This window comes from Vibrio chagasii, from assembly GCF_024347355.1.
GTDB lineage: Bacteria > Pseudomonadota > Gammaproteobacteria > Enterobacterales > Vibrionaceae > Vibrio > Vibrio chagasii.
On the sequence record NZ_AP025465.1, the window covers coordinates 3,027,348 to 3,049,361 of the forward strand.

18 protein-coding genes are annotated in these 22,014 nt (G+C 45.2%); 11 read left to right on the top strand and 7 right to left on the bottom strand.

Translation table 11 applies throughout. From position 1 onward, the window contains the following. Positions 1-24: 24 nt before the first annotated feature. Both tamB and tamA read right to left on the bottom strand, forming a co-directional pair. Positions 25-3,783 carry an autotransporter assembly complex protein TamB gene (gene tamB, locus OCV52_RS13930; RefSeq protein ID WP_137407602.1) on the bottom strand — a complete coding sequence of 1,253 codons (3,759 nt, stop codon included), beginning with the start codon at positions 3,781-3,783 and terminating at the stop codon, positions 25-27. Continuing rightward, positions 3,780-5,492, bottom strand: coding sequence for an autotransporter assembly complex protein TamA (gene tamA, locus OCV52_RS13935; RefSeq protein WP_137407601.1), 1,713 nt, complete (start codon positions 5,490-5,492; stop codon positions 3,780-3,782). The genes tamB and tamA overlap by 4 nt, the downstream gene beginning before the upstream one ends. Positions 5,493-5,685: 193 nt before the next feature. On the opposite strand from tamA, the gene msrA reads away from it, so the two are divergent. Further along, a complete protein-coding gene (gene msrA, locus OCV52_RS13940) occupies positions 5,686-6,315 on the top strand; it encodes a peptide-methionine (S)-S-oxide reductase MsrA (RefSeq protein WP_137407600.1) in 630 nt (209 codons plus the stop codon). Positions 6,316-6,425: 110 nt separating this feature from the next. On the opposite strand, the gene OCV52_RS13945 is transcribed toward msrA, so the two are convergent. Beyond that, positions 6,426-6,626: a DUF1107 family protein gene (locus OCV52_RS13945; protein ID WP_008220470.1), complete on the bottom strand. Its 201-nt coding sequence runs from the start codon at positions 6,624-6,626 to the stop codon at positions 6,426-6,428. Positions 6,627-6,878: 252 nt separating this feature from the next. Here OCV52_RS13945 and OCV52_RS13950 point away from each other — a divergent pair, with 252 nt between their 5' ends. The 7 genes from OCV52_RS13950 (at position 6,879) to OCV52_RS13980 (ending at position 12,646) form a co-directional block, all read left to right on the top strand. Continuing rightward, positions 6,879-7,430: a YtfJ family protein gene (locus OCV52_RS13950; RefSeq protein ID WP_137407599.1), complete on the top strand. Its 552-nt coding sequence runs from the start codon at positions 6,879-6,881 to the stop codon at positions 7,428-7,430. A 90-nt stretch (positions 7,431-7,520) separates the two neighbouring features. After that, positions 7,521-7,811: a DUF2607 family protein gene (locus tag OCV52_RS13955; RefSeq protein WP_061033914.1), complete on the top strand. Its 291-nt coding sequence runs from the start codon at positions 7,521-7,523 to the stop codon at positions 7,809-7,811. Positions 7,812-7,852: 41 nt separating this feature from the next. After that, positions 7,853-8,668, top strand: coding sequence for a zinc uptake protein ZrgA (gene zrgA, locus OCV52_RS13960; RefSeq protein WP_137407598.1), 816 nt, complete (start codon positions 7,853-7,855; stop codon positions 8,666-8,668). A gap of 140 nt (positions 8,669-8,808) precedes the next feature. After that, the gene (locus OCV52_RS13965) at positions 8,809-9,525 is read left to right on the top strand and encodes an ABC transporter ATP-binding protein (protein ID WP_102423960.1); all 717 of its coding nucleotides are present in this window, start codon (positions 8,809-8,811) and stop codon (positions 9,523-9,525) included. After that, complete coding sequence (locus tag OCV52_RS13970; RefSeq protein ID WP_008220483.1) at positions 9,522-10,781, top strand: ABC transporter permease; 1,260 nt, start codon at positions 9,522-9,524, stop codon at positions 10,779-10,781. Before OCV52_RS13965 ends, OCV52_RS13970 begins: the two co-directional genes overlap by 4 nt. A gap of 14 nt (positions 10,782-10,795) precedes the next feature. Then, entirely contained in the window at positions 10,796-11,311 is a 516-nt protein-coding gene (locus tag OCV52_RS13975; RefSeq protein WP_102423961.1) for a DUF3299 domain-containing protein, read from the top strand. 426 nt (positions 11,312-11,737) lie between these two features. Next, entirely contained in the window at positions 11,738-12,646 is a 909-nt protein-coding gene (locus OCV52_RS13980) for a TIGR03899 family protein (RefSeq protein WP_137407620.1), read from the top strand. A gap of 146 nt (positions 12,647-12,792) precedes the next feature. Here the strand turns inward: OCV52_RS13980 and cysC are convergent, their stop codons facing one another. The 4 genes from cysC to cysD form a co-directional block, all read right to left on the bottom strand. Further along, the gene (gene cysC / locus OCV52_RS13985) at positions 12,793-13,413 is read right to left on the bottom strand and encodes an adenylyl-sulfate kinase (protein ID WP_102423962.1); all 621 of its coding nucleotides are present in this window, start codon (positions 13,411-13,413) and stop codon (positions 12,793-12,795) included. 24 nt (positions 13,414-13,437) lie between these two features. Beyond that, positions 13,438-15,162: an SLC13 family permease gene (locus OCV52_RS13990; RefSeq protein WP_137407597.1), complete on the bottom strand. Its 1,725-nt coding sequence runs from the start codon at positions 15,160-15,162 to the stop codon at positions 13,438-13,440. 65 nt (positions 15,163-15,227) lie between these two features. After that, positions 15,228-16,658 carry a sulfate adenylyltransferase subunit CysN gene (gene cysN / locus OCV52_RS13995; RefSeq protein WP_061033918.1) on the bottom strand — a complete coding sequence of 477 codons (1,431 nt, stop codon included), beginning with the start codon at positions 16,656-16,658 and terminating at the stop codon, positions 15,228-15,230. An 18-nt stretch (positions 16,659-16,676) separates the two neighbouring features. Continuing rightward, positions 16,677-17,585 (bottom strand): sulfate adenylyltransferase subunit CysD, encoded by a 909-nt coding sequence (gene cysD, locus OCV52_RS14000; protein WP_017632955.1) that lies wholly within the window; start codon positions 17,583-17,585, stop codon positions 16,677-16,679. A gap of 448 nt (positions 17,586-18,033) precedes the next feature. Between cysD and OCV52_RS14005 the strand changes: the two genes are divergently transcribed. The 3 genes from OCV52_RS14005 (at position 18,034) to OCV52_RS14015 (ending at position 22,014) form a co-directional block, all read left to right on the top strand. Beyond that, positions 18,034-20,010: a bifunctional 2',3'-cyclic-nucleotide 2'-phosphodiesterase/3'-nucleotidase gene (locus OCV52_RS14005; protein ID WP_137407596.1), complete on the top strand. Its 1,977-nt coding sequence runs from the start codon at positions 18,034-18,036 to the stop codon at positions 20,008-20,010. 286 nt (positions 20,011-20,296) lie between these two features. Then, positions 20,297-20,884 carry a DedA family protein gene (locus OCV52_RS14010; protein ID WP_137407595.1) on the top strand — a complete coding sequence of 196 codons (588 nt, stop codon included), beginning with the start codon at positions 20,297-20,299 and terminating at the stop codon, positions 20,882-20,884. Next, complete coding sequence (locus OCV52_RS14015; protein WP_137407594.1) at positions 20,881-22,014, top strand: ATP-grasp domain-containing protein; 1,134 nt, start codon at positions 20,881-20,883, stop codon at positions 22,012-22,014. Before OCV52_RS14010 ends, OCV52_RS14015 begins: the two co-directional genes overlap by 4 nt.

Below are 22,014 nucleotides of genomic sequence, written 5' to 3' on the forward strand. Positions count from 1 at the left end.
ATTGCCGATCGAACTCAAACAGCTCTACTCGAACTCAAATTGATAAAGAAGGTCTACCGCACTGTCGAGACCCGAAACGGCTTCAACGTAGAGATCCTGCATCAATCGATAACGAACGGTAAACTCACCAAGCGAATTGAAGATACCAACGCCATACTTAACCTGTAAACCAGGCAGGATGTAACCACTTACCGTGACTTGTGAGTCGTCGCCAGAGCCTGCGGTATCCAGTTGCAAATCTTGTACACCAAAGGCCTCACCAATCTCACCAACGACCTTACCGCTCTTCGCTAAGCTCAAGCCAATTAAGGTCGTTGTCATTGAGCCATTCGACTCGCCATCAATATCTTGACCACGCAAGATGTATGAAAGAGCATTTGCTTGCGGCATCGCAGGATCAGAATAAATCTCAATAGCTGGTTCTGTCGCAGGGCCTGTCACTCGAATACCAGCTGTCACATCATCTTGAGTATTGTCAGGATTACGAATCGCATTGATCGCAACGTATGGCTGATCCGGTGGCCCATTCATTAAGATTTTTCCCTCTTCGATAAGCAGGTCTTGTCCAAACGATTGGTAGGTACCGTTAACGATGTTGACCTCGCCCGTCACAAACGGGCCTTGGTCTTTTTGAGCCACATTCAGTTTACCGACCAATTCACCTTCAAGGCCGAAAGCAGACAATTTGAAGTCATCACCGATTGAGATATTAATATTGGTCATCACATTAAATGGAATGGTCGATTCGCCTTCAGGTTGCAGGTCTTTATTCAAAATGACCTGATCAGAAGAAACACCAACTGCAGACGGTGGCAAGTCTTCAACGACAATGCGGCCCCACGGTAATGCAATGTCACCAGTAATTTTTGCAAGCTCAGGCGTAACGTCTATGGTCATATCAGGGACGACCTTAACCTTGACCATAGGTGGAACAACCACCATCAACTCATCAGCAAACACCCTAACATTCGAATGCCATGCTTGGAGATCTTGCCACTCACCAGAGCCTTCGATATCCAACTGACCATCTGGTGTTTCCACGTTAGCGTCAAGCTTAGCGCTATAACCATTAAAGTCGAGAGCAATGCGGCCATCCTTCACATCAATAGGAGTTACATCACCTTTGACTTGAATTCCATCCACAGAGAATTGACCAAAAACTTGAGGGTGCATCAAAGAACCTTTCACCTGCAGGTCACTCGCAAGGTCGGCTTTCAACAAGCTGTATTCACCTAAAATTGGCTGTAAGAAATCCAAATGGAAGGTCGTCAACTTAATCGCAGCATCGACCATTTTATCTTGTGCAAGAACATCAGACAGCGACACGGTACCAGACAGGTCACCGTTATCGGAAACATCCAGTTTGAAGTCTGCATCTAGCTTGTTGTCTTTCAGTTGAGCGTTTAGGGCAACGCTCTCCCAACCGATTGTGATTGGTTCACCCACTTGCTGTACAGCCTGACCTTTTGGCATATCAAGGTTTACTGTTACCTCTGGCTGGCCTTGTTCCGACCACTTAGCATGAGCTTTAACATTTACTAAGCCTTGTAGCTCAGTCTCTTTTGGAACAAAGGCTTTAATCTGATCGAAGTCGAACTGATTGATTGCAATCTTAGCCTCACCCGACTTCCCAGCACGGATGTCTTCGTCCAGACACACACTCGAACCAGCTTGCTTCCAACAGTGCGCTTGAACATCAGCAAACTGCTTGTCGACATCCGCCTTAATAGAGACAGGTTTATCAAGCACCCAAGGGCCTTGTTGAGTCGTGATTTTTACTCGGTCTAACGAGCCATCCCAAATGAGAGAAGGCTTCTGAATCAACTCGCCAGAAATTGCTAGGCTTGTAGAGACAATGTCAGATATCACATCTAGAGTCACAGTGTGCTTTTTCTCACCGCCACTTACCGTCAAGTCGATGCTTTCTACGTTTTGTTCTTGATAAGTTAAATTTTTAGCCTTTAAAGCAAGGTCAGCTTGCGCTTCGGGTAACGGAAGTGGGACCACAGAACCATTAAGTGATAATGACTCAAGCGTTGCCTCGTTATTCCAGTCCACCTTATTTACATTCAGTGTCAGGTCGACCTTAGGCTCTTGAGTTGGACCGCTAAGTTGGATGTTACCAATCACTTGTCCTTTCAAATCAGGAACACTTTTCACCAGCTCAGGGAAATAAATATCAACACCCATATCCCACTGTTTATCAAGCTGCCCCTGAGCCTTAATCGAGTTCACACCGTGCGCCAAACTCAAGCCACTGGTTTTCAGTTTAGGCTCACCACTTGCACTTCGATCGGACGCCGACAACTGACCTTCAATATCCAGAGGGTAATCACGCAAGATACCCTCGATATCAAGCTTAGGTAACTCAATCGCCCAGCCACCAGCCTCAGTCAATTCACCCGAGGTCACTAAGCTACCGCTGATTTTACCTTCCGCTTCAGGCCACTGTAGACCAGGTTGAATGTCTTTTAGGGATACATCCGCTTGCCAGTTAACAAGCTTTGCCCAGTTAGCTTTGACCGTACCGTTGAGCTCACCGCCCAAGGTGTTCAATTTCAGTCGCTCAAGCTCTATTTGTTCAGTGGTACCTTTACCCTGTAAGTCGATGGCTAGGGCTGGAATCTCCTTACCGTCCGCCTCACCTTTAAGCTGAACATTAAAGCCATCTAATGAACCATCGGCTTTAAAGCGTTCAATTTCGGCTTGATAATCGCTTTTACCAGTTAGAGGCCATTGCGCTTGCCCATCTTCTAGCAGTAAATCAAATGGCAATGTTGGCTCTAAAGGTTGAAGTTCTCCAGAGAGTTTGGCTTCTATCAAGTCAGAAAACTGCGAGTCGAGCTGTAGTTTGGCCACACTGCCTTGTGCTTTCAGTGATAACTTCTGACCAGCAAGGTCGGTTTCCTTCACCTTAGCGTCCAATGAAAGCTCTAATGGGTAGCCATCTTTCAGCTCAACCTTAGTAGAAAGGTTCGCGCTCGCCTGTGGCATGTCGAGTTCAAGAGTGGATACATCAACAGTATTTTTTCCAGCTCGCACTTCAAGCCCAAGGTGATTAACAACGATGGGCGTCTCTTGCTCTAAAGTGAAACGATTGAGATCAAAGCGCTCTAGTACAACCTGTAATGGAATCCAAACCTCAGGCAGCTCTATCGCGGTTTTAACGGCAGGTTCAGGCTCAACGACTTCTGTTTTTTGCTCTTCAGTTGATTCAGCAAGTTTAACTTTTAGGTCATTGAACAAGGTTGGCGATACTGTCAGCCTTTCACCTTGCATATTCAAAGCTGTTGAGAACAAGCTCCATTCAATCTCATTACCCAAGATGTTCAGCTTAATATCAGATAAAGCGATGCGATTGATGGTGATTGGAAGTGGCGTTTTTACCGACTTAAGAGGTGGCGTTGGCTCAGTCTCTTCTGTAGAGGCAGGAGGAAGCTCCGTAAAAGCAAAATCTAGCCCCTGAATTGCAATGCGATCAACACACAACTTAGGATCGAGCAAACAACGAGGATTAATAGCCAATACCAGTTTTTCCACTTTGGTATCGATATGGAGGCTATCATCTTTGAATTGAACATTATTAAGTGTGAAGTGCGGGAACAGAGCACCTTTTGTGCTCCCCACTTTAAGTTGTGGCAGAGCTTTTTCAGCGCCCCACAACACAGTGTTTAAGCCAGGGTTTGTAAACAATACAAAACCTAACAGGGCTATTAACAACAGCAAAATGGACGTCAGTGAAATCGACGTCCATTTTATGCATTTGCCCATCACTTTGATCATAACTCTGGTCCTAAACTAAAGTGCAATTGGAACTCGTCACCTTTCTCTGCATCTAGCCCCCATGCAAAGTCAAGGCTGACAGGCCCAACAGGCGACGCCCAACGAACACCAACACCTGTACCACGTTTCCACTCTGGTTTATCGTTGAACGCATCACCTATATCGTAAAAGGCTGCTCCCCACCAGTTTCCAACTAAACGGTATTGATATTCAAACGAGCTGGTTGCGATAAACTTAGCACCCGTTAATGCGTTACTTTCATCACGAGGAGAGATCGATTCGTAGCCATAACCACGGATACTGTTGTCACCACCGGCGAAGAATCTTAGTGAGGGAGACAGTTTCTCAAATTCATCAGCAAAGTTACCACCAAACTGCAGGCGGGTTAGACCGCGGTGATTGTTCCCGATACTTCTGATCCAAGCCGTTCGTCCTTGAAAACGTACCACCTTGGTTTCCGACAATAAGGTGTCATCACCCGCTTCAACCATGATGGTTTGTTTATCACCCCACATCGGCATCGAACCACCACGTGTTCGAGTTCGTGAAAACGAAATACCCGGCAAGACGAATTGCGCCAAATCGTCTTGTAAACCTTGCTCATAGTTTTCAACCAAGTATCGAATGAAGACAGTACGTTGCCAGCCGTTATCAAGACGCCAATACCTCTCTAGCGCTAAGTTCGACTCCAAACTCTTGGTATCACGATTATCGAGGTTCTTCATCCCGTACTTAACTTGGTAATAGTCGTTGAGCACATCATCTAGTGGAATTTTATAAGTCGCAGTAATCGTCTGTTCAGGTTTGGATATCGACAAACTACTATTAAAACTATGACCAAGTTCGTTAACCCAAGGTTTCTTCCATTTGAGCGTACCTTTCACACCAAGGTCGGTAGAGACACCAATACCCGTTTCAATCTGGTTACGCGCTTGCGGAGCAAGGCTAACCTTCATCGGAATTTCTCTACCTTCACCTAATTGGCTTAAATCAGGCGCAACAAAAACCGAAGAAAACCAATCCGTATTGGACAAGTTCTGGTTGTACTCACCCACTTTAGTAATCGAATAAGGCTCACCATCTTCAAAGGTCTTGAGAGATTGAACCTTATCGTCCTCGATTTGACTTCCAGTCACTGTGGTTTTGCCAAAGTGGTAGCGAATACCACTGTTGTAATGAAGGCGAACATAAGCACGGTTCAATTCAGGCGCAACCTCTAGCTTACTGACTTCATATGTGCCATCAAAGTAACCTTGAGCCAGACCGAGATTACGAATCGAAGACTTCAAAGAGTCGTAATTACCATGATTTAAAATAGTGCCTTTAGAGAGCTTACTCTTGGCAATTAAGGCTAAAAAGTCTGGATCATCTTTGGCTTCACCGCTCAGTACGATGTCTGATTCATAGATACGAACAGGCTCTCCCTGCTCAACCGTCACCGTGAGCTCAGTTTCATCTTCAGAGTGGGAAAAAGTAATGGTGGGTTGGTAATAACCTAACGCATTGAGGGCTTCTTTAATCATAGACTCCAAACGAGACTGGAATCTTAGTGATACCGCATACTCTTCTTCAGGCACAGCACTTAGATAAGCATCTACATTATCTTCAAGCGCTCCATCAAGCCCTTTAATTTCAAGGGAAACGTCAGCAAAAGCGAGCGTCGATGACAATAGAGTGCCAATCAGAACTGGTAAAGTTTTTCTTATCATGCTTAATTGGTGAAGAAGTTATCAATACGTTAATAATCAAAAAGAAATAATACCGCTAAAAAGGCATTGAGTCTGTAAGTAATCCTGCAATAACACGGTCTAATTTAAAGACTTATTTAATATGAACCAAGCGTTAATACGCCCACAGTTCACAAAAGCCAACGTGGTCAACGTATGCGAAAAGGAATATGACATGCTAAACAAACAACAACTGGTTTCCGCAGCCACCGCATTACCGGGAAATGCTGCTCCAATTCAAATCACAGAGCACCATTACGTTAATCAAACTGACTTGCTAGCAGCCCCTGTGGGCTCCCAACAAGAAGTGTTGTTAGGCATGGGATGTTTCTGGGGAGCTGAACGTCTGTTTTGGCAATTAGACTTTGTGGTATCTACATCAGTGGGCTACGCAGGCGGCTACACAGTGAATCCAACCTATGAACAAGTGTGTACCGGACAAACTGGCCACACTGAAGTCGTTCGTGTCATTTTTGATTGCGAGAAAACGTCTTTAGCACAACTACTTGAGACATTCTGGGAGCGTCATGACCCAACTCAGGGGATGCGCCAAGGTAATGATTTAGGTACACAATACCGCTCGGCTATCTACACCTTCAGTGAAGAGCAACAAGCCATTGCTGAACAATCTCGCCAAGATTACCAAAGAGCCATTACCGATTCTTTAGGCAACGAAATCACAACGGAAGTTCTGCCTGCAGGGAAATATTTTTTTGCTGAGACCTACCACCAGCAATATCTAGCCAAAAACCCTAACGGCTACTGTGGATTGGACGGAACAGGGGTTTGCTTCCCACCACAATAAAGGGCAGTTAGGCTGTACTACCTTAAACGATATCCATAAAAAAGGGCTTCCATTCGGAAGCCCTTTTCGCTGTTAATCTATTTGAAGCAAGACCAATCAATAAAGCTTAATTACATCGGCATAGCAGCAATCGTGCCGTTAACTTCTTTAAAAATAGTGAGCTTTTGTTTATCTGAAACTTCAGGGAGCAGCACTTTACCATGGTCAAAACGGAACTCTCCGACACCTTCGATGGCAAACTGGCCTTTGAATAGGACTTTAACGAAACGCGCCACCTGATGTGGGCGGTAAGTAGAAAATTTTCTTAACATATTACAACCTCAATTCCATTTGAGTACTACAGCCACGCACCTGAACTCTGGCAAGTTCGAAGCACATTTAATCGCTAATTCCTTTAGCAAACAGCAAGATAATCTGTTGTTTATCTTGATATTGTTGCATTATACCTTTTGGTAACAAGCCTGCAACTTATTTCTACGTCGTACGATAAAAAAGTTAAAGAGGCATTTTTCAGATTTCATATTATACTTCCAATGCAAACCAACAAGCGGAACAAAAATATAATGAAAAACAAAACTCTACTGGCTTTATTAGCCGCAGCCTCTCCACTCTTCGCCAATGCTCACAACTTATCTGTAGGTTCAACTCTTCCTGCCGTTGATGTTAGCAACTATGGTGAGATCGTTCTAAAAGACGGAGCTACAGAATATCAAGCTTGGGCAACCAAGAATCTTCTGGGTAAAGTTCGTGTCGTTCAAGCTATCGCAGGCCGCAGCAGCTCTAAAGAGCTCAATGCACCACTGATGGCAGCAATTACAGCATCCAAATTTTCAGAAGATAGCTACCAAACTACCACCATTATCAACCAAGATGATGCCATTTGGGGCACAGGCTCTTTTGTAAAATCATCAGCTGAAAGCAGCAAAGAAGAATTTCCATGGTCGTCTATGGTTCTTGATGAAAATGGCACCGTTGCTTCGTCATGGGCTCTAAAAGAAGAGAGCTCAGCGATTATCGTGCAAGACAAACAAGGTAAAATCTTGTTTGTGAAAGAAGGCGCACTTAACGAATCAGAGGTAACGCAAGTTATTGAATTGATTAAAGCGAGCCTTTAATCAGATATTCGCGTCTTTTTCGAGACCTTATCAAAGGATATTGTTATATTATAACAGTATCCTTTTTTAATTCTGTGGTTAATCATCCTGATGTGGCAAGACACACCCAACAATGTGAAACGAAAAACAGGCTTCTTGCTTGGGCTTATGCTCATGCTAAGCGTGTTGGCAGCAACACATATGGTGGATATTGACCCAGAGCATCACACCTCACACCACTGTGAGCTGTTTTCCATAAATCAGTTCATTACCTCGCACTCGTTACCACAAGTTCCAGAGTTTCATTCAGAGTTTACTGTTGTTATCACGGAGTCAGTAACCTCACTACAGCGCCTGTATTTCGCTTATCTAGCGCGCTCTCCTCCTGTCAAAACTATTTAATTACCACCACTTTTTAATTAACCTTTATTCAGGAAAAAAACATGAAACCTTCTATTTTAGCCGTTGTTATCGGCATGACTGTCTCTACTAATGTTCTAGCTAACGAAGAGTTCCGCTCTCACGGTGCACACGTGCATGGTCAGGTTGAAGTAAACATTGCTCAAGACGGACAAGAACTACTTGTTGAAGTGACAGCCCCGGGTGCAGACGTAGTTGGCTTTGAACATGCTCCAGAAACAGCAGAGCAAAAGAAAGTGTTTGAACAAGCTATCGCGCAACTAAACAAGCCAGACGAGCTATTTAGCTTTAACAACGCGAACTGTACTCTGAAATTTAAATCAGTGTCGAACACGTTAGAAAGCGATCATGATGAGCATGAAGGACATGACCACGAAGGCCATGACCACGCTAAACACGATCATGACGACCACGAAGGCCATGACCACGCTGAGCACGATCATGATGACCATAAAGACCATGACCACGCTGAACACGATCATGACGACCACAAAGACCATGACCACGCTGAGCACGATCATGATGACCATAAAGACCATGACCACGCTGAGCACGATCATGACGACCACAAAGACCATGACCACGCTGAACATGATCATGACGACCACGAAGGTCACGACCACCACGATCATGAAGGTCATGACCACTCTGAAGGTGGCCACGGTGAGTTCACGGTTGAGTACCACTACCAATGTTCAGATGTAGCTAAGCTAGACACAGTTAACACTCAGTGGTTCTCTAAGTTCAGCAACACTGAAAAAATGACGGTGAACCTACTAACAGATACCGCTCAAGTACAAGAAGTTCTTAACGCAGAGCGCATTAGTTTTCGATTCTAACCACTCCTAGATCGGATTAAACGTAAAACAAGCAGCCAAGTAAGTGGCTACTTACTTGGCTGTTCAAATCGGTGTGCTCTGGGAATTTATGTCGCGAACTGCTGTCCAGTAGATACACCGCTTTAATTATTGGAGCTAGCATGTCTTTTGACAGTTCATCACTTGTGGTCAAACTCGAAAATATCAGCTTTCGCTGGAAGCCAGAGTTACCCCCAACTCTAGAGATCCCTTCTCTGCATATCCAAGCCCAAGAGCACCTCTTCATAAAAGGGCCAAGTGGCTGTGGCAAATCTACATTGCTAGGGCTGCTGACTGGAATCAACCAAGCAGAGCAAGGCGAAGTCTCTATTTTGGGTCAAGATCTGACTCAGCTAACACCTCGCCAAAGAGACACGTTTCGAGCCGATCACATTGGTTATATTTTCCAACAATTTAACCTTCTTCCTTATTTATCAGTGATCGATAACGTCACGCTTCCTTGCCAATTCTCAAAAACACGTAAGCAGCAAGTCACTGATAGCAACAACAGTTTGCAAGAAACAGCTCAAGAACTACTGCTCCGATTGAAGCTACCCCAAGCTTTAATGGATAAGCCAGTGACTGAACTTAGTATTGGTCAGCAACAGCGTGTTGCCGCTGCCCGTGCACTTATGGGGCAACCTAAAATCATCATTGCAGATGAACCTACCTCGGCACTCGATCATGACAACCGAGAAGCTTTTATCGAGCTATTACTAGAACAAGCCAATCAAGCAGGCTCTACTCTGATATTTGTCAGCCATGATCCAACATTAGAAAAACTGTTCACTCGAACCATAGATCTAAAAACCGTTAACCAAGCTAAGGTTGTCGTATGAAAGTAATTACTCACTTAGCCCTAAAAAGCGTACTCAACCGTAAAGCCACGGCGATTCTCACCATCCTTACTGTGGCAGTCTCGGTTATTCTATTACTCGGTGTAGAACGTGTTAGAACCGAAGCCAAGAGCAGCTTTGCAAACACCATTTCAGGCACTGACCTTATCGTTGGTGGCCGCTCAGGCCAGGTAAACCTTCTACTCTACTCTGTATTTAGAATCGGTAATGCGACCAACAATATCGACTGGAAAAGCTATCAAGAATTCAGCCAACATAAAGCCGTAAAATGGGCGATCCCTATTTCATTGGGTGATTCTCATAAAGGCTTCCGTGTGATGGGTACTAACCATAGCTACTTTGAAAACTACCGTTATGGAAGTAAGCAACCACTTACTTTTCAGCAAGGTAAAGAGTTTAATGAGCTATTTGATGTGGTGATTGGTGCCGATGTCGCGAAAAAGTTAGATTACAAGATTGGCGATCAAATCATTCTTGCACACGGTATCAGTGATGTGGCGTTCAGCCGACACGATAACCTACCCTTCAAGATTGTCGGAATACTCGCACCAACAGGAACGCCAGTAGACAAAACCGTGCATGTATCGTTAGAAGCGATCGAAGCGATTCACGTTGGTTGGGAGTCGGGTGCCAACCTAGGGCATACCCCAGATGCCGAAACCTTGAAAACCTACGATTTCCAGCCTCAGCAAATCACCGCGATGATGCTTGGACTGAACTCGAAGATTCAAACCTTCGCACTGCAAAGAGAAATCAATAACTACCGTCAAGAGCCGTTGAGCGCAATTATGCCGGGCATTGCTCTGCATGAATTATGGGGCATGATGGCCGTAGCAGAACAAGCATTGCTGATTGTTTCAGGGTTTGTAGTGGTCGCCGGTTTACTGGGGATGCTCAGTAGCCTACTAACGAGCTTGCAAGAAAGACGTCGCGAGATGGCTATCCTGCGTGCAATGGGCGCAAGGCCTCGCCATGTGTTTGGTCTATTGATTAGTGAAGCCAGTGCCCTGACCTTCTTAGGTATCACATTGGGCGTTGCAGTGTTGTTTGCTCTGATCGCAGTAGTTGCTCCTATTGTGCAACAAAGTTATGGTATCAACATCTCGATATCTGCGATTACACCACACGAGTGGAAATTGCTTATGCTGGTGCAAATTGCCGGAATCATTATCGGCTTCATTCCCGCTTTCAGGGCTTACCGTCAGTCATTGTCTGATGGCATGACAATTCGAATCTAAAATAGGAACCTACGATGCAACGCAAATTCCTACTGATACTTGGGCTAATGATGTTCCCATTTATCAGTACAGCTCACGCTGAAACGCCTCAGAATGAGGAATCGGTATTAACACTCGAATGGATTGATTTGATTCCAGAATCAGAGCGTGCTCAACTAGATTCGTTTGGCATGCCGATGGTTGACCATAACAGTATGGAAAAGCCTCAACAGTCGACACTGGGTGCGGTTCGTCCGGAGTTAAACGGCAGTAAGGTTAAGATCCCAGGATTTGTGATTCCATTGGAAGGCGATGAGAATATGATCACTGAGTTTCTGTTAGTGCCGTACTTTGGTGCATGTATCCATGTTCCACCACCGCCACCGAACCAAATTATTTACGTTAAGTTCCCTAAGGGCGCGCCAATCCAGCAATTGTGGGATGTTATCTATTTGGTAGGTACGCTGAAAACAGAATCTATCAGTCACGATCTAGCGCAAACGGGCTATCTGATTGAAGGTAATGCAATTGAAGAATACGACGACATGTAGTCGTTTGGAGGGTGGCTCAGCGATGGGCCGCCGTCACTGAATAAATCAAGTTATTCAATAACAGTTTAATACCGATATTGTTCCTCTAAATTACGCAATGTAATTAGATAAATAAGCTAGCACACCCACATAAGTCGCGAGTAATAAACCTATACCAAGCTGCTTTTTCAGCTTGTTATCATTGACTTGATTCATAACTCCTCCTTGATAATTACAACAAATTTAACATTTTATTATCATTATCAAAAGTAAAATTTTGTTGAAGTCTTCAACTCTGCACGCAAAATCTAGCCACCAATCAGATAAAGAGTTACATTTTAGACAGTTATACCAATCGCAGTAAGTCAGTGATCTGCAATAGCGTAGGGAAAAGCCTTGAGAGCAATGACTACGATTGGTATTGATTCGTCTCCTAACGGTACTCTTATGTCAGAAACCAAACAGCCAGTGATCATTGAGCATGCTAGCGACACACAGCACAAGCATGAGAAAAAGCCTCATATTGCCGACAGTGCCAGTCGAATGCTGCACATTGCCCAAAGCTTCGGTTTAGATTCCTTAATTAGTCATAGCGAAAAAACGAACGATAAAGCCGCTAGCACTCTGATTGAGCGAGCGTTATTGCGAGAGAAGAAACGTAGGGAGCTGCGCCAGAAGAACCTAGAGCAGATCCTGAAACTGGCCCACTCTTCATGTAAAGATGAAGCGGCTGGAGATCCAGATCAGGACTGGCTGTACCGCTTTTTCGATATGGCACAAGAGATCCACAACACATCAATGCAAAGGCTGTGGGCTCAGGTGCTGAAACGAGAAGTCACCAACCCAGGCTCTACGTCGATGAAGGCGCTACAAATCCTCAAAGATATGACACCAAAGGAAGCACTGACCTTGCAAAGAGCTGCTTCACTGGGTTGTAGCTTTGGTAGTGACAACAGTAAAAAGCTGTTGCTTGGTTTTAAGTCTCACGCAGGGCTGTTCAGTTTTGGTAAAAGAGACACCACAAACACCATTAACCTTGGTGGGCATAACCTTCCCTACTCTAGCCTTCTCCACCTGATTGAACTTGGCATCATCCTAGGTACAGAGTTAGAGTCTGGAGAGATCGACTTCGACCCGGCATTACATCTAACGTATCAAGGTAAGAGCATGTCACTGGCGCCGCTATCAAAAGGCGTTAAGTTGGTGTACTACCGATTCAGCCCTACTGGCAATGAGCTATGTGCGCTACTAGGCAATAAACCTAACATGCCTTATTACGACCAATTGATTGCCCTATTGAGCCAGAAATTCACGGTACAAACCGAAGTGAAAAGCAGTGTGAATTACACCGTCTAGATAATAGAGTCTAGTAAGTAGACGGCGTAAAAATTGAAAAGCATTGAGAAGAATGAAGATAATCTAGAGGATAGGTTTCTTGTCTCGGTAGAGTAAGGCTGCCCTGCTTTTAGCGGACATGCGCAGCCTTAGTCATACCAGCGGTCTCAATTAGCTAAAATGTTACGCTTCTCTAACGCATCAATACACAGCTCGACCAATTCATCGATCGTCTTCTCTCCTGCAGGTAGATCGATCTCAGGGTTCTGTGGCGCTTCATAAGTAGAACTGATTCCGGTGAAATTAGGAATCTCTCCAGCACGTGCTTTCTTATACAAACCTTTAGGATCACGCTGTTCGCAAACCTCTAATGGCGTATTCACAAACACTTCAAGAAACTCTCCTTCAGGCAGTAAATCGCGTACTAGTTGTCTTTCCGCTTGGTGAGGAGAGATAAACGCAGACAGCACAATCAAACCAGCATCGGCCATCAATTTAGCTAACTCACCGATACGACGAATATTCTCTCGGCGATCTTGCTCAGAAAAGCCAAGATCACTACATAAGCCATGACGAACATTGTCACCATCCAGCAAATAGGTATGGTAACCCAGTTGCGCCAAACGATTCTCTAGCGTACCTGCCACTGTCGACTTACCAGAACCAGACAGCCCAGTGAACCAGAGCACGGCAGGCTTTTGTGATTTCAGATCCGCGCGGAATGCTTTATCAATCGAGTGTTGATGCCACACAACATTCTCATCTTTGTGTTTGAGTACTGCGGTCATAAATAGTCCTTTAAATAAACAGCATTAAAATGGGAAAAAGTAAGGAATTAGGGTCATTACCAAGCCCGAATAAACAATCGAGATTGGGATACCGATGCGCAGATAATCTGTGAGGTGATAATTACCTACGCTATAAACAAGTAAGTTAGTCTGGTAGCCGTATGGTGAAATGAAACTGGCACTCGCACCAAACAACACCGCCATGATGAATGGCATTGGGTCGACGCCATAGCCTACCGCCATGCTGTAGCCGATCGGGAACGAAAGTGCCGCAGCGGCGTTATTGGTGACTAACTCTGTCAGAATCAGAGTCATCAGATAAGTCGCGACCAAGGCACCAAATACGCCCCAGCCATTAAAGGCCTCCATAAACATCTGCCCCATACGTTCAGATAAGCCAGATGAAATCATCAGCTGAGCAATAGAGAGTGCAGAGCCAACAATCACAACGATATCAACAGGAAAGCGGCGACGAAGCTCACTCAGCTGCACGATGCCAAATGCCACCAGCAATAATAAAAAACCAGCTAAGCCTTTAATTATCGGCACCATATCAAGCAGCGCTAAGCCAATCACACTGGTGAAACCGAGTAGCACGAGTGCCGATTTATCTGCATCAAGCTTGGCGCTTGAATCCAAATCATTCATCAACACAAACTCTTTGTTGTGTTGCTGGCGCTGCTCTTCAAAGCGTTTGCCAGGTACCAGAATCAAGGTATCGCCTGCCGTCAGCGTTATGTTACCCAAGCCACCTTCAAGGCGTTCATGACCGCGACGAATCGCCACCACCACAGCATCAAAGCGGTCTCGGAACTGGCTGGTTTTCAGTGTTTTATTACAGAAGCTTGCCGATGAGCTCACCACTACTTCGACAAAGCTCTGACCGTTCAAATGGTGCTGACCAAACAGGGTTAATCCTCGGATTTCTTGCAGTGTTGCCACGCTCTCGACATCACCACAAAACAGCAAGCGATCTCGAGCCTGCAATACAAAATCAGGGTCAATCGAGGCGGTGGTTTTACCGTCACGAATCACTTCCGCCAAAAAGAGTTTTCTCAAAGCTCTTAAGTTGTTTTCACTAACACTACGACCAACCAACGGAGAGCCTGGCTCAACTCTGGCTTCTAAGAAATAAGGTAGATCATCTTGCGATCCATCATCGTAGCTAGGTAAGAAGTAACTCAGAGGAATAAGGATCAACACGCCACCAGCCAAGACCGCTAAACCGATCAAAGTTGGTGTAAAAAAGTTTAGGCTCGGCAATCCTGCATCTTCAACAAAGCTATTGATGATCAAGTTGGTTGAGGTGCCGATCAATGTCAGTGTTCCACCCAAAATAGCGGCGTATGACAAAGGAATAAGTAACTTAGAAGGCGCGTGCTGCTGATTACGTTTGATCGCACCGATCAAAGAGACCACTACAGCCGTGTTATTGGTAAAGGAAGAAAGCAGCGCTGTAGAGATCCCCAACTTTGCCACCACAGTGCCTAGCCTACCTTCAGAGATATTACGGCTAACCCAGCTGATCAAGCGAGTTTTCTCCAACGCACTCGATGCGAGGATCAAAAGAATTAACGTCAGTAACGAAGAGTTAGTGAAGTTATTGGCTAAGCTCGAAAGGTCGATCATCCCGCCCATAAAAGCTATAAACGCCGCGCCAGCAAAGATAAAACTTGGCTTAATACGGGTAACGAGCAGGCAAGTAATAATGCCGAGCAAAATCGCTAATACAAATCCTTGTTGCCACATATACCCGTCCTTTATGGCGGAAACGATCAGTTTCCGCCTGATTCAATAAGCTGTTACTCAGTCGTTTATGACTTCAGTAGTTGACTTAAATCTTTGGCATCCCAATGCGGGAAGTGCTTGCGAACCAATGCATTAAACTCAAGTTCAAATGCAGAGAAGTTACCGACTTGCTGTTCAACAGAGTCCAAACGGTCTCGAATCAAACCCGCACCAACTGTCACGTTAGTTAGGCGGTCAATAACGATGAAGCCACCGGTATCGGCACTTTCACGGTATTTATCCAGTGCGACAGTCTCGTTCAATGACCACTCACACAAGCCAATACCATTCAGTGGCAACTCATCGACTTCGTGAGTCGAGAGATTGTTGATGTCGTATTGGTGACGAACCGTTTCAACCTGACCAACAGTCTTCTTACCGGCGATCTTGATATCGTAAGCTTTGCCCGGTTGCAGTGGTTGCTCTGTCATCCACACGATGTCTGCCAATACGTGGTTAGTTGATTCAATCTGAGCGTTTTCCAACACAATCAAATCACCACGACTGATATCGATTTCATCTTCAAGGGTCAGCGTTACCGCCAAGCCCGCCTGGGCAGATTCCAAATCACCATCAAAGGTTACGATACGTGCAACCTTAGAAGTTTTTCCTGATGGCAACGCCTTGATTTCATCACCAACGCTGACACGGCCAGAAGCCACAGTACCGGCAAAGCCGCGGAAGTCTAAGTTAGGACGATTCACATACTGCACTGGGAAACGGAACTCGCCCGCAGAACGTTTTTGGTCAATATCAACGTTCTCTAACACTTCCAGTAGAGATGGGCCTTCGAACCATGCTAGCTCTTTACTTGGTGCAGCAACGTTGATGCCTTCAAGCGCCGAAACCGGCAAGATCTGAATGTTAGTTTCGCCTTCTAGGTTTTCTGCAAACTCTAGATATTCATCGCGAATCTCTTCAAAACGATCTTGTGAATAATCCACGAGATCCATCTTGTTGACTGCAACGATGAAATGCTTCAAACCAAGCAAGTTAGAAATAAACGAATGACGACGCGTTTGATCCAGAACGCCCTTACGAGCATCAATCAAGATCACCGCCAGATCACACGTTGAAGCGCCTGTTGCCATGTTGCGCGTGTACTGTTCATGCCCTGGGGTATCAGCAATAATAAATTTACGTTTTTGCGTCGAGAAGTAGCGGTAAGCAACATCGATGGTGATGCCTTGCTCACGCTCAGCCTGCAAACCATCAACAAGCAGTGCTAAATCAGGTTTCTCACCAGTGGTACCCACTCGTTGGCTATCCGAGTGAACCGCTGCTAGCTGATCTTCATAAATCTGCTTTGTATCATGGAGTAAGCGACCGATTAGCGTACTTTTGCCATCATCCACCGAGCCACAAGTTAAGAATCTAAGCATAGATTTATGCTGATGCTGACTCAGATAACCTTCAATCCCTAGTTCAGCCAATTCGGCTTCTACTGCACTATTCATTTTTCTTTCCTTAGATTCTTAGAAATAACCTTGGCGCTTTTTCAGCTCCATTGAGCCCGACTGATCATGGTCAATCGCTCGACCTTGACGCTCACTGGACGTCGCCACCAGCATCTCTTCAATAATGCCTGTTAGCGTATTCGCCTCAGATTCAACCGCTCCGGTTAGTGGGTAACAGCCTAAAGTACGAAAACGAACGCTTTTCTCTTCAATCACTTCACCTTCTTGCAGCTCCATACGGTCATCATCAACCATGATCAGCATGCCATCACGCTCAACCACCGGGCGTTTATCTGAAAGGTAAAGTGGAACAATATCGATGCTCTCTAGATAGATGTATTGCCAAATATCCAGCTCAGTCCAGTTTGATAGAGGGAATACACGGATGCTTTCGCCCTTGTTAACCTGACCGTTATAAGTGTGCCAAAGCTCTGGACGCTGGTTCTTTGGATCCCACGTGTGGTTCTTATCGCGGAAAGAGTAAACACGCTCTTTCGCTCGAGATTTCTCTTCATCACGACGAGCACCACCAAAAGCAGCATCGAACCCATACTTGTTTAACGCCTGCTTAAGGCCCTGAGTTTTCATGATGTCGGTATGCTTAGAAGAGCCGTGCACAAATGGGCTACACCCCATTGCTAGGCCTTCAGGGTTCTTATGTACCAAAAGGTCAAAACCGTACTTTTTGGCTGTGCGGTCACGGAACTCAATCATCTCGCGGAATTTCCAATCCGTATCAACGTGTAACAGCGGGAATGGAATCTTGCCCGGGTAAAACGCTTTGCGAGCTAAATGAAGCATCACAGAAGAATCTTTACCGATGGAGTACATCATTACTGGGTTATCAAACTCAGCCGCCACTTCACGGATAATATGAATACTTTCCGCTTCTAGCTGTTTTAGGTGGGTTAAACGTTCTTGGTCCATTTCAGTGCTTCCTTTAAGGCTCGCGTTACGAGCAATTCATTACTTGGTCTCACCAAGCAAGGGATTTAGCTCATCCACTTAGTGAATGGGAGTATTGGCACTAGAAGAAAACAGAAGCTTCGATTGAGCTGTCCTTGCTATTCATCTGCCTGATACGTCCTTGATATAGGCATTATGACGAGCCGCTCATATTACTGGAAATTCTAAAATTTCATTTTTTATTCGAAAAACTGATAAGGCGTGTAATAAATAGATAACCAGGTGAAATGAATGGACTAATCTTATCGATATCATTTGTGCATGGATTGAGCAGCTTTGGGAGGCATCTTGCAGAACACCATAAAGTAATCGATCTAAGTCACGAATTAACATTCGTTGTAATCATTGTTTCATTCCATTTTGTTACATTACGCAACGAATTTTCTTCTATCCACTTTGGAGCTACAAAATGAAAGTTGCAATGAAACCTTTATCATTGGCTGTACTTGCAGGTCTTGGTCTGACACTCGCAGGCTGCACAACAACACCAGATACCGATGAAGTGATTAAACTACGTGTCGTAGAGACAACTGACATCCATACTAACCTAATGGATTACGACTACTACAAAGACAAGCCATCACAAAAAATTGGCTTAGCACGTACTGCAACTCTAGTAAAAGAAGCTCAAAACGAAGTAACAAACAGCGTATTAGTTGATAACGGTGACCTACTGCAAGGTAGCCCAATGGGTGACTACATGGCAGACAAAGGCATCGTTGCCGGTGAAGTTCACCCTGCTTACAAAGCAATGAACCAGCTAAGCTATGATGCAGCGAACATCGGTAACCACGAGTTCAACTACGGCCTAGAGTTCCTAGAAGAATCTATCAACGACGCTGATTTCCCATACATCAGTGCTAACGTTTACGATGCTGAAACAAAAGAGCACTACTTCACACCTTACATCATCAAGACACACACGTTCGCAGATACAGCTGGCGTAGAGCACGAGATCAAAGTGGGTTACATCGGCTTTGTTCCACCACAAATCATGACGTGGGATAAAAAGAACCTTGAAGGTAAAGTGATCGCTCGCGACATCGTTGAGACAGCGAACGAGCTAGTACCTCAAATGAAGGCTGAAGGCGCAGACGTTATCGTTGCGATCCCTCACTCTGGCGTATCTCAAGACCCATACAAAGCAGGCGAAGAGAACTCTACGCTTTACCTATCTGAAGTAGAAGGTATTGATGCGATTGCATTCGGTCACTCTCACGCCGTATTCCCAGGTAAAGGCTTCGACAACATCCAAGGCGTTGACAACGAAAACGGCACCATGAACGGTGTTGCGGCAGTAATGCCAGGTCGTTGGGGTAGCCACGTAGGTGTTATGGACCTAACACTGGAGCAAAAAGACGGTAAGTGGGAAGTCGTAAAAGGCCAATCTGAAGCTCGCCCTATCTACGACAAGATCGAGAAGAAATCACTGGCTGCAGCGGATGAAGGCATCGTAACAGCACTAGAAAAAGACCACCAAGGTACTCGTGATTTTGTGAACCAACCAATTGGTAAAGCAGATGACGTGATGTACAGCTTCCTGTCTCTAGTACAAGACGATCCAACCGTACAGATCGTTAACCTTGCACAAAAAGATTACGTAGAGCAATTCATCCAAGGCGACCCTGACCTAGACGGTACACCAGTACTTTCTGCAGCGGCACCATTCAAAGCAGGCGGTCGTAAGAATGACCCAGCAAACTTCACTGAAGTGGAATCTGGTCAACTAACTTTCCGTAACGCTGCTGACTTGTACCTTTACCCGAACACGCTAGTGGCGATGAAGGTAACGGGTCACGAAGTAAAAGAGTGGCTTGAGTGTTCTGCTGGCCAATTCAACCAAATCGATGTGAACTCAACAGCACCACAACAGCTGATTGAGTGGGATAACTTCCGTACTTACAACTTCGATGTTATCGACGGTGTGAATTACCAAATCGACGTAACTCAGCCTGCGAAATACGATGCAAACTGTAAAGTGGTTAACCCTGATTCTCAGCGTATTGTTGGCCTAACTTACCAAGGTAAGCCAATCGACATGAAGCAAGACTTCCTGATCGCAACCAACAACTACCGAGCTTACAGCGCTAAATTCCCAGGCACAGGTGAAGACTTCATCGCATTTGATGCACCAGATGAGAACCGTACTGTACTGGCGAACTACATCTCTCGCGTAAGCAAAGAGCAAGGCCAAGTGAGCCCAACAGCTGATAACAACTGGTCATTCGCACCAATCAAAACGGATAAAAAGCTAGATATCCGCTTTGAAACGTCGCCAAGTGAGAAAGCAGCACAGTTCATCAAAGAGAAGGGTCAATACCCAATGAAACGTGTTGCCACTGACGATGTTGGTTTCGGCGTTTACCAAATTGATCTAACTAAATAGATTACTCTAGTAATCAATAGTTAACCTTCTAAAAGGCTGAGTTTAACGACTCAGCCTTTTTCTTTTCTTATCTAAATTCTCATTGTAAAGCCTTAACTTGCGAAGCTTAAACTCCTACTCATTCTTCGCCTAATATCGCAAACCTCAAATCACCTATTGAATCCAATCAACGTAAAAAAGCAGCAATTCGCTGTAAGTTTTTCTCAGCTCCTCCTGTCTATTTAATTTACCACACTCAATGAATGGTCGATAAGCCATTCATCTATAGGATAGATAAGGACATTTGATGGGCACCGTCGAGAGCATTCAAGCATGGTTAAATTCAGGGGAGGAGTCGCTGCTATGGCTGATGCTTGGCATTATCGCGCTTTCTTACCTGCTTGAAGATCTTGCGATTGTTACCGCTGCCGGTTTAGCCACGCAAGGGCTCATTCTTCCTCAATATGCGTTACTTGCAATTTTCATTGGCATTGCCACTGGTGATCTTGGTCTTTATTACCTTGGTAAATCAGGGCGTTATTTTAGAGGCGTTCGTTATAAGGCACTCACCAATCGATACTTTCGTGCACTTCGCACCAAATTACGTCAAAACGCATTCAGCAGCCTTTTCGTTATCCGCTTTATTCCTGGGCTACGCACGGTTGGTTTTACCTTAAGTGGTTTTTTCGCCATCCCTCTCCCTACTTTCTTGTTTGCCGTGATCAGCGCCACTGCGTTATGGACTGGCATTGTCTTCTCTGCCATCTACTATTTAGGGACATCAGCGTGGCTGCAAGCCTCTGAATATCAATGGATCGTCATCCCGTGTGCCATCGCTTTGCTGCTTGTCGGTAATCGATTAATGAATAAAACCTACTCTAGAGGATTATCATGAGTTCACCGCAAGATATTCGCGTTATTCCCGCACATCAAATCAATGCAGGCATGCCCCTACTTGAAAAAGATACTGTGCGCAGTGTCTCTCCTTATGAGTTTCTTCCGACTTGGTTTTTCTATACACCTGTCGTGATTCAGAGTCTGATTCAAGGGTTACGGCACTTTGATTGGGCACTGCCACTCATTGCCAACCCGAGTATCAAACTCAGCGGCATGGTTGGTGAATCAAAACACGAGATACTGAGCCTTGCCGGATCGTCAAGCCAGCACTGGATCTCGCCGTTTATCACCCTCACCAAAACTGATCTCAGCAGCAAGAAACAAGCAGAAGATGCGCTCAGTGCACTCATCCAATCGGATCTTGATTTCCCTATTGTGGCGAAACCGGATCTTGGTTGCCGAGGCGTGGGCGTCAAGCTGATCAATAACCAAGATCAACTTGAGCAATATATTGAATCCTTCCCAAATCATGCTCGCTTTTTGCTGCAAGAAAAGGCGCCTTATCAAGCTGAGGCTGGTGTTTTTTATGTTCGTTACCCGAATAGCAAACAAGGCGAGATCATTTCGATCACTCTCAAATATTCGCCAATGGTGACTGGCGATGGCACTTCGACACTCAAGCAATTAATAGAAGATAACCCGCGAGCAGGGCAGCTCAGTCACCTGTATCTACCAAGGCATGAAGATAAGTTGGATCAAGTACTCGCAGAGGGCGAAGAGTTCCAACTTGCGTTTGCAGGTAGCCATAGCCGTGGCTGTATCTTCCGAGATGGTAATCAATACATCACTCAGGCTCTAACCGAACGTTTAGATGAAATATTTGACGACTTCGATGGCTTCCACTTTGGTCGACTCGACGTCAAGTTTAAGGACATGCACAGCCTAATGAGAGGTGAGGATTTCACTATCCTTGAAGTCAATGGTGCAAGCAGTGAAGCTGGGCACATATGGGATCGCAATGCCCCACTGCGAGAGATTTTTTCTACGTTACTTCAACAATACCGCATTCTTTTTGACATCGGCGCTCAACAGAAACAGCGAGGCCACCAGCCTCCATCTTTTAAGAGCCTATTTAACGCGTGGCAAGAAGAGCGACGCCTTGTTCAACAATATCCGACCACCGACTAA